Raw genomic sequence first — 9,185 nt, 5'->3', positions numbered from 1 at the left:
GTGTATAAGAGACAGGTCCGGGGCCGTATGCCGTAGCCGTGCTGCGGGGTACTACACCGCCGTCGCCCAGTGGCACGCGACCTGCGTCGCGCCGCCGCCCGCGAGCACCGGCAGATCCTTCGTACGGCATGCGTCGGCCACCCCCGCCCGCTCCGCCTCGCCCGAGGCCAGGATCTGGCAGCGCGCGTGGAACCGGCATCCGGACGGCACCTTCGACGGGTCCGGCGGCTCCCCGGTGAGGATCACCGGTTCACCCTCCGCCTCCGGCAGTACGGACAACAGGGCCTGGGTGTACGGGTGTTGGGGCGCCGTCAGGATCTGCTCCACCTCACCCGTCTCCACGATCCGGCCGAGATACATCACGGCCACCCGGTCCGCGATGTTCCACGCAAGACCGAGGTCGTGCGTGACCACCAGCGCCGACAGGCCCAGCTCGTCGCGCAGCCGCAGCAGCAGCGCCAGGATCTCGCCGCGCACCGACGCGTCCAGCGAGGCCACCGGCTCGTCGGCCACGATCAGTTCCGGCTCCAGTACGAGCGCACCGGCGATCACGACCCGCTGACGCTGACCGCCGGACAGCTCGTGCGGATACCGCAGGAAGAACCGCTCCGGAGGCCGCAGCCCCGCCCTCGACAGCGCCTGGGCCACCGCCTCCCGCTCGTCACCCGGATACCCGTGGATACGCAGGCCCTCCGCCACCGCGTCGTACACCGTGTGCCGGGGGTTGAGCGAGCCGCTGGGGTCCTGGAGCACCAGCTGGACCCGCTTGCGGTACGCCTTCAGGGCGCGGCCGGAGTAGTTCAGCGGCTCGCCGCCGAAGGTGACCCGGCCGGCGGACGGCGGGACCAGACCCAGCAGAGAGCGGGCCAGGGTCGTCTTGCCGCAGCCCGACTCGCCGACCAGGGCGACGATCTCGCCGGGCCGGATGTCGAGGTCGACCCCGTCGACGGCGCGGGCCGCGTCGGCGCCGCGCCGGCCGGGGAAGGTGACCTTCAGGGCCTCCGCGCTGAGCAGGGGAGTGGTGGTCATGTCGTGCTCCTTGCTTCCTCGGCGGCCGGTTCGACGGCCGGCCCGCCGCCGGGCCCGACGAGCACACAGGCCGCCCGGCGCCCGGCCCCGGCGTTCCGCAGCTGCTGGTCCTCGGTGGCGCAGGTGCCCAGCGCGACCGGGCAGCGCGGATGGAACGTACAGCCGGACGGCAGCGCCGAGGGGTCCGGCGGGTCGCCCGGCAGGCCACGCGGGGCGTGCCGGGACGACAGGTCGCCGATCCTGGGGAAGGCGGCGGACAGTGCGTTGCCGTACGGGTGCGAGGCGTTCTCGTACACCTGCTTGGCCGGGCCTTCCTCGACGACCCGGCCCGCGTACATCACGGCGAGCCGGTCGCAGGTGTCGGAGAGCACCGCCAGATCGTGGCTGATCATGATGAGGCCGAGATCCTGGTCGGCGACGAGCTGTTCGATCAGCCGCAGGATCTGCGCCTGGATCATCACGTCGAGCGCGGTCGTTGGCTCGTCGGCGATGACGAGACGCGGATCGCAGGCCAGTGCCATCGCGATCATCACGCGCTGGCGCTGACCACCGGAGAGCTCGTGGGGATACGCGTCGGCGCGCGCCGCCGGCAGACCGACCTGCTCCAGCAGTTCACCGGCCCGCTTCCGCGCGGCGGCGGGTGTCGCCTTCTTGTGGAGCAGGATCGGTTCGGCGATCTGGTCCCCGATGCGGTGCACGGCGTTGAGCGAATGCATCGCGCCCTGGAAGACGATCGAGGCCCCGGCCCAGCGGACCGCCCGCAGCCTGCCCCACTTCATGGCGAGAATGTCCTCGCCGTCGAGCAGGATCTCGCCCGACAGCGTCGCGGACGCGGGCAGCAGCCGCAGCAGCGCGAGCGCGAGCGTCGACTTCCCGCAGCCGGACTCCCCGGCGATGCCGAGCTTCTGGCCCGCCTCGACCCGCAGATCGATGCCGCGTACGGCGGGGACGGCCGAGGCCCCCGAGCCGTAGGTGACGTGGAGATTTCTGACGTCGAGCAATGGCTGCCCGGTCGTCGGCTCAGGTGTGGTCAACGGGTCACCCCCAGCTTGGGGTTGAGCACGGACTCGATCGTGCGGCCGCACAGCGTGAACGCGAGCGCGACGACGGCGATGGCGAGTCCGGGCGGAGCGAGGTACCACCAGTTCCCGGAGCTGACCGCACCCGCTTCGCGGGCGTCCTGGAGCAGTCCGCCCCAGGAGACGATCGTGGGATCGCCGAGCCCGAGGAAGGCCAGGGTCGCCTCGGTGAGAATGGCGGTGGAGATCACCAGCGTGGTCTGCGAGAGCACCAGCGGCATCACATTGGGCAGGACGTGGCGGGACATGATGTGGCTGTGACCGCCGCCGAGCGCCTTCGAACGCTCGATGTACGGGCGTGACTCGACGGACAGGGTCTGGGCCCGTACCAGCCGCGCGGTCGTAGGCCAGGTCGTCACGCCGATCGCGAGGATCGTCGTCCAGACGGACCGGGAGAGCACGGTGGCCAGTGCGATGGCGAGCACCAGGGTCGGCATGACGAGGAACCAGTCGGTGATCCGCATGATCACGGTCCTGTACCAGCCCTTGAAGTGCCCCGCGGTGATGCCGACCAGCGTGCCGATCGCCACCGAGAGGAACGCCGCGAGCAGGCCGACGGTCAGCGAGACCCTCGTACCCCACAGCAGCAGGGCCAGCAGGCTGCGGCCGAACTGATCGGTGCCCAGCGGGAATTCGGCGCTGGGCGACTCCATGGGCCCGCCCGTCGCCTCGGTGACGCTCCGCGAGTCGGAGCCCACCAGCAGGGGGGCGGCCAGCGCCAGCAGAGCGATCACCCCGAGCACGGCGAGTCCGGCGAGCCCCGCACGGTGGGTGCGGTACTCGCGCCAGAAGCGGGCCACGGCCTGGCGGCGGCGGGCCCGGGTGAGGGCGCGCGGGCTGCTGGTCTCCACGGCGTCGGTCGAGGTCGTCATCGGCCCACCCGGGGATCGAGCAGCGGATAGATCACATCGGCGAGCGTGTTCATCAGGATCACCGCGGCGGCGAAGACGAAGAACAGCGCCTGCACCAACGGCAGGTCGGGCACGCTCAGTGCCTGGTAGAAGAGCCCGCCGAGGCCGGGCCAGGAGAACACCGTCTCCACGAGGATGGCACCCGCCACCGTGTTGCCCAGGTTCACGAAGAGCAGGGTCACGGTCGGCAGCATCGCGTTCGGCACGGCATGGCGGCGGCGTACGAGATCGTCGCGCAGCCCCTTCGCACGCGCCGTCGTCAGATAGTCGCTGCCCATCTCGTCGAGCAGCGAGGAGCGCATCACGAGGAGGGTGCGGGCGTACTCGACGGCGACGAGGGTGACGACCGGCAGCACCAGATGGTGGGCGACGTCGAGGACGTAACCGAAGCCGCTCTCGTTGCCGGACTCCATGCCGCCGGTCGGGAAGATCCCGGGGATCGGGCCGATGCCCACCGACAGCGTGATGATCAGCAGCAGTCCGAGCCAGAAGGACGGCACCGAGTACAGCGTCAGCGCGAAGGCGGTGTGGAAGCGGTCCCCGAAGGAACCGTTGCGCCAGGCCGACCTGGCGCCCAGCCAGATGCCGATCACCGTGTAGATCACGAAGGCGGTGCCGGTGAGCAGCAGCGTCGCGGGCAGCGCCTCGGAGATCTTGTCCATGACGGGGGCGCGGAACTGGTACGACGTACCGAAGTCCCCGGTGAGCGCCTTGCCGCAGTACTCGGTGAACTGCTGCCAGAGCGGCAGGTCCAGGCCGAATTCGCGGCGCATCGCGGCGATCTGTTCCGTGGACACCTGCCGGCCGCCGGTCATCTGCTTGACCGGGTCGCCGGGGATCAGCCGGAAGAGGAAGAAGCTGGTGACGAGCACGGCGAACAGGGAGATGGCCGCACCGCCCAGTTTGCCCGCCACATAGCGGAGGTAAGCGGTCGTGCTGCGGGATCGCGGACCGCGGGCCGACGGCCCGGCCGGAGCCGGGCCGTCGGTCTGCGCACTGTCCACGCCCGGCGTGCTCTTCAGCAGCGCGGGTGTGCTGTCTGTGCTCATGGACTATTCACGGTCTTCCGCGGTGGAACGACGACGCATGGCGAACAGCAGCCCGCCACCGGCGAGGACGACGACGGCGACACCGATCCCGATGAGGACTCCGGTGGAGCTGCCACCGTCGTCGGAGGAACCGCTCGACGCCCCGGCGGCCGGAACCGCCGACCACCAGCTCCAGTACCCGTCCTGGCCGTAGATGTTGCCCGCGGCGGACGGCATCGTCGTGATCGACTTGATCTGGTCGGTACGGTACGCCTCGACGGCGTTCGGGTAGGCCATGACATTCATGTACCCGGTGTCGTACAGCCGCGACTCCATCTGCTTCACCAGATCGGCGCGCTTGGCCGGGTCGTACTCGGCCAGCTGCTTCGCGTAGAGCTCGTCGTACTGCTTGTCGCAGATGAAGTTGTCCGTCGCCGCGGACTCCTTCGGCTTGGCCGGCAGGGCGGCGCAGGTGTGGATCGACATGACGAAGTCCGGGTCCGGGTTGACGGACCAGCCGTCGAAGGCGAGGTCGTACTCACCGGCGTACCAGGGGTCGGAGACGTTGTCGATGCAGTCGACCTTCAGACCGATGCCGAGGTCGCCCCACCACTCCTGGAGGTACTTGCCGATCGCCTTGTCGTTCGGGTCCGTGGCGTGGCACAGGATGCGGAAGTCGAGCGGCTTGCCGTCCTTGCCGACGCGCTTGCCCGCGCCGTTCTTCTCGTAGCCGGCCTCGTCGAGCAGGGCGGCGGCCTTCGCCGGGTCGTAGCTGAGCTTCTGGTCGGCGGACGGCTGCCAGAAGTACTCCGAGAAGCGCGGCGGGACGTAGCCCTCGCCCTCCACGGCGTGGCCCTGGAAGACCTTGTCGATGACGGTCTTGCGGTCGACGGCCATGAAGAGCGCCTGACGGACCTTCTGGTCGAGCAGCGCCGGATGCCCGTCGCCGAACTTCGTGCCGTCCTTCGTGCGCGCGCCCGGGTTGGTCGCCAGCGCGTAGAAGCGCCGGCCGGGTGCGTCATTGACCTTGATGTTCTTCGCGGTCTTCAGCGAGGCGGACTGAGCGGGCGTCAGGCTCGGGCTGCCCGCGACGAAGGAGACCTCGCCCTTGCGCAGGGCGGCGACGGCGGCGTCCTGGTCCTTGTAGTAGCGGAAGACGATCTCGTCGAACTTGGGCGAGCCGCGCCAGAAGTCCTTGTTCGCCTTGAGCTTCACATAGCTGTCGACCTTGTAGTCCGTCAGGATGAACGGACCGTTCCCCACGATCGGGAACTTGGTGTCGTTGTTGAACTTGGAGAAGTCGCCGACCTTCTCCCAGACGTGCTTCGGCACGATCGGCACATCGAGCGCGGCCATCGTGGCCTGCGGCTCCTTCAGCTCGATGACGAGCTGCTCCGGCGTAGGAGCGGTCACTTTCTTGAAGTTGCCGACGAAGCTGCCGTTCGAGGTGGCCGCGGACTCGTCGGTCATCATCTTGTTGAAGGTCCACGCGGCGTCCTCGGCGGTGGCCTTCTGCCCGTCCGACCACTTCGAGTCGGAGCGAATGGTGTACGTCCAGGTCAACTTGTCCGGCGACGGCTCCCACTTGGTGGCGAGCGCGGGGATCGCGTTGTTGTCCTTGGCGTCGTAGTTGGTCAGGTAGTCGTACATGAGCCGGTGGACACTCGTGCTGATGAGGCGCTGCGCGAGGAACGGGCTCAGGGAGTCGACGCTCTGTGCGACCGCGACTGTCAGGGTCGTCTTGCCGCTGTCGGCCTGCGCCTCCTGCGGCGCGGGCGCGAGTGGATTTCCCGGTACGACCGAACCGGCGGCGAGCGCCAGTGCGGCGGCGCCGGAGGCCAGGAGGAGACGCACACTGCGGCGTGGGCGGAGGGAGAGGGGCGGAACTCTTGTGACCATGGGACGTTGACCTCGCGTCATGACTCGCATGGAGAAGGCGGGTAGATCTCTGGTTCGCCAGCTGGTGAAGCGAAGGTTTATCAGCGGTGGTCGAGCCGCGTCAACGGTGTGCCAAACGGCGTGTGGGCTGCGGGAATGCAAGAAGGGCTCGCATCGAGTGAACGATGCGAGCCCTCATTGGTTTAGACCTCTACTGCCCTACTGCTGAGGGGCTGGTGGGGGCTGCGGAGGCTGCTGCTGCCACCCTGCCGGCGGTACCGGACCCTGCAGTTCCGATTCCCCTGACCGGCCGTCGTACTGCTGGTGCGCCGGTGGAGCTCCGGCCGGGTTCGCACCCGACTGGGCCTGGGAGGGCAGCGACTGCTGCCAGCCGTTCTGCTGCGCACCGGGACCGGGCTGCGGCGGGTACGGCTGCTGGGGAGGCTGCTGCTGCGGAGGCTGCTGTCCGCCGTACGGCTGCTGCGGATACGGCGGTTGGGGGTGCTGCGGCTGCTGCGGCGGGTACGGCTGGTAGGGCTGCCCGGCCTGCGGATGCCCCGGCTGCTGCTGCGGTACGTAGGGCTGCTGACCCGGCGTCTGGTGCCCGGGCATCGGCGGGGCGAACTGCGGCGGCTGGCTGTTGCCGTCCGCGGTCCACAGCCCCTGCTGCTGCTGGGCGCGGGCGAAGTCCTCGGCGACCATGGCCGAGAGGTTGAAGTACGCCTCGCGGGTCTTCGGCCGCATCATGTCGAGGTCGACCTCGGCACCCGCGGAGAGGTGTTCGTCGAACGGCACCACGACGACGCCGCGGCAGCGTGTCTCGAAGTGCTGCACGATGTCGTCGACCTTGATCATCTTGCCGGTCTCACGGACCCCGGAGATGACCGTGATGGAACGCTGCACCAGGTCCGCGTACCCGTGGGCCGACAGCCAGTCCAGCGTGGTCGACGCACTCGACGCACCGTCGACCGACGGCGTCGAGATGATGATCAGCTGGTCCGCGAGGTCCAGCACCCCGCGCATCGCGCTGTACAGCAGGCCCGTACCCGAGTCCGTCAGGATGATCGGGTACTGCTTGCCGAGCACCTCGATCGCGCGCCGGTAGTCCTCGTCGTTGAAGGTCGTCGAGACCGCCGGGTCCACGTCGTTGGCGATGATCTCCAGACCGGAGGGCGCCTGCGAGGTGAAGCGGCGGATGTCCATGTACGAGTTGAGGTACGGGATCGCCTGGACCAGGTCACGGATCGTGGCCCCGGTCTCCCGGCGCACCCGGCGGCCGAGCGTGCCGGCGTCCGGGTTGGCGTCGATGGCGAGAATCTTGTCCTGCCGCTCGGTGGCCAGCGTCGAGCCGAGCGCGGTCGTCGTCGTGGTCTTGCCGACGCCGCCCTTGAGGCTGATGACCGCGATCCGGTAGCAGGACAGCACCGGCGTGCGGATCAGGTCCAGCTTGCGCTGCCGCTCGACCTCCTCCTTCTTGCCGCCCAGCTTGAAGCGGGCGGCGGCGGAGGGGTTGCGGCTGCTCTTGGCCTTCTGCTTGCCCCGGACCAGGCGGTCCGACGAGAGCTCGACGGCGGCCGTGTACCCGAGCGGTGCGCCCGGTACGGAGCGCTCGCGCTGGTCATGGGTGACCGGGGTCGGCCAGGCGTTTCCGGTGCGCGGGTCCACGGGGGGTCCCTGCGGTGCCTGCTGCTGGGGGTGCTGCTGGTGGTGCTGAGGGGGCTGCTGCTGCGGAGCCTGGTAGAGCTCGGGCTGCTGCGGCGGGGTGGGGGCGATGGGGGCGGGCAGGTTGGGCGTCCCCTGGACCGGCTGCTGGGGGGCCTGGGGGTTCTGCGGATTGTGCGGATTGTGCGGAGGCAGCGGTGCGCTCTGAGCCGGGAAGTGCGGCTGCTGGGGCGCGAGAGCCTGAGGTGCCTGAGGCGCCTGCGGGAATCCGTAACCGCCCTGTGCCTGCGGGAACCCGTAGCCACCCTGGCCGGGCTGGGGCTGCTGCGGTGCCTGCGGCTGCTGAGGCGCTTGGGGTGCCGGTGCCTGCGGTGCCTGTGCCTGCGGTGCCTGGGGGAATCCGTAACCGCCCTGGGGAGCCGGGAGGTTGGGCTGCGCCGCCGGAGCCGGTCCCTGCGGCTGCTGAGGTGCCTGCGCCGCGTGCGGGAAGCCGTAGCCGCCGGGTGCCTCGTTCGTGGGTACCGGTGCGGGCCACTGGGGCGCCGCCTGGGGTGCGGTGGGCTGCGGAGCGGCCGGCTGGAAGGCGGGCGGCAGCGGCGGCAGGGCGCCCTGCGCGGGCGGCGCGGGGGACCAGGGTGCCGGTGCGTGGGACGGCGCGGCGACCTGGGGCACCTCGGCGGGCGATACGTCCTGGGGCGCCGCGTCCGCAGGGGCGTCCGAGGGCTCGTCGGCCGGTACGACAGCCGCTTCGGCGGGCTCGGCGTCCCCCGGGGCGTCGGCGGTCACATCCGCGACAGCCGGGACGGAGGCCTCCGCGGAGACATCCGGAGCGTCCGGCTCGTCCGTGGCCCCGTCCTCCGACGCGTCGGCGGTCTCCTCCGTCACCGGGGTGACGTCGGGGGCCGTGGAAGCCTGACCATCCGAAGAGTCCGAGTCCGAGTCCGAGCCCGAATGCGAGTCCGAGCCCGAGATCGCTGCCTCGGCGCCGGCTGCCGCTTCCCGTTCCGCGATCTCCCGCTTCAGGACCGCGGGCGAGAACCGCATGGTCGAGCCGCTCTCCACGTCGCCACCACCGAACGGCTCCGACGCGGCACCGAAACCGACAGGCTCGGCGGACGAGGCGGACGACGCAGATGATGCCGACGACACCGACGGAGCAGCGGACTCGGGCGCAGCCGAAGACTCACTGTCCGCAGAACCGGCTCCAGACGCAGCCCCGGCAGCCGCAGCAGGTTCGGCGCGCGACGGTGCCCAGTTGGGCTCGTAGCCGCCCCCCGCCGGCAGCCCCGGCACGGAGACCGGCGCCCCATTGGGCGGCGGAGGCGGCGCGAGATGCGAACCGGCGCCGCCCGACGAGTCCCCCGCAGCGTTCTGCGTGTACCAGGCGGGAGGGGTGTAGTCGATGGTGAACTCACCCGTCATCTCGGCGGGATCTGCGTCGGACGACTCGTCGACGGGCGTGTTCCATCCCCCGCGGATCTCGTCCCGATCGCCGTTCACTTTGCCTCCTGGTGTGGTCGAGCACCCTTGTGCCGTGGTGGGTGGGGGCGACCGTTCCCGTTGTCCGATCCGCCCGGCTCTCCCCCTTGCGACGCGCA

6 protein-coding genes are annotated in these 9,185 nt (G+C 70.3%); all 6 read right to left on the bottom strand.

From position 1 onward, the window contains the following. Nucleotides 1-51: 51 nt before the first annotated feature. The 6 genes from ACFT7S_RS36265 to ACFT7S_RS36240 all read right to left on the bottom strand — a co-directional run bounded on the left by ACFT7S_RS36265 (nt 52) and on the right by ACFT7S_RS36240 (nt 9,087). Nucleotides 52-1,029 (bottom strand): oligopeptide/dipeptide ABC transporter ATP-binding protein, encoded by a 978-nt coding sequence (locus ACFT7S_RS36265; RefSeq protein WP_382740011.1) that lies wholly within the window; start codon nt 1,027-1,029, stop codon nt 52-54. Beyond that, nucleotides 1,026-2,063, bottom strand: coding sequence for an ABC transporter ATP-binding protein (locus ACFT7S_RS36260; RefSeq protein ID WP_382740009.1), 1,038 nt, complete (start codon nt 2,061-2,063; stop codon nt 1,026-1,028). Before ACFT7S_RS36260 ends, ACFT7S_RS36265 begins: the two co-directional genes overlap by 4 nt. Beyond that, complete coding sequence (locus tag ACFT7S_RS36255; RefSeq protein ID WP_382740005.1) at nt 2,060-2,980, bottom strand: ABC transporter permease; 921 nt, start codon at nt 2,978-2,980, stop codon at nt 2,060-2,062. Before ACFT7S_RS36255 ends, ACFT7S_RS36260 begins: the two co-directional genes overlap by 4 nt. Next, a complete protein-coding gene (locus ACFT7S_RS36250) occupies nt 2,977-4,068 on the bottom strand; it encodes an ABC transporter permease (RefSeq protein WP_382740002.1) in 1,092 nt (363 codons plus the stop codon). The genes ACFT7S_RS36255 and ACFT7S_RS36250 overlap by 4 nt, the downstream gene beginning before the upstream one ends. Nucleotides 4,069-4,071: 3 nt before the next feature. Beyond that, nucleotides 4,072-5,946: an ABC transporter substrate-binding protein gene (locus ACFT7S_RS36245; RefSeq protein ID WP_382739999.1), complete on the bottom strand. Its 1,875-nt coding sequence runs from the start codon at nt 5,944-5,946 to the stop codon at nt 4,072-4,074. Nucleotides 5,947-6,144: 198 nt separating this feature from the next. Next, a complete protein-coding gene (locus ACFT7S_RS36240; RefSeq protein ID WP_382739996.1) occupies nt 6,145-9,087 on the bottom strand; it encodes an SCO5717 family growth-regulating ATPase in 2,943 nt (980 codons plus the stop codon). Between the last annotated feature and the right edge of the window lie 98 nt (nt 9,088-9,185).

The sequence above is a fragment of the Streptomyces sp. NPDC057136 genome, from assembly GCF_042670885.1.
GTDB lineage: Bacteria > Actinomycetota > Actinomycetes > Streptomycetales > Streptomycetaceae > Streptomyces.
The sequence above is the reverse complement of the archived record's forward strand: the minus strand, read 5'-3'. Positions and strand labels throughout refer to the sequence as shown.

Coding starts and splice junctions, on each gene's coding strand:
- ACFT7S_RS36265 (WP_382740011.1), bottom strand. CDS start 1,029: ATGACCACCACTCCCCTGCTCAGCGCGGAGGCCCTGAAGGTCACCTTC.
- ACFT7S_RS36255 (WP_382740005.1), bottom strand. CDS start 2,980: ATGACGACCTCGACCGACGCCGTGGAGACCAGCAGCCCGCGCGCCCTC.
- ACFT7S_RS36250 (WP_382740002.1), bottom strand. CDS start 4,068: ATGAGCACAGACAGCACACCCGCGCTGCTGAAGAGCACGCCGGGCGTG.
- ACFT7S_RS36245 (WP_382739999.1), bottom strand. CDS start 5,946: ATGGTCACAAGAGTTCCGCCCCTCTCCCTCCGCCCACGCCGCAGTGTG.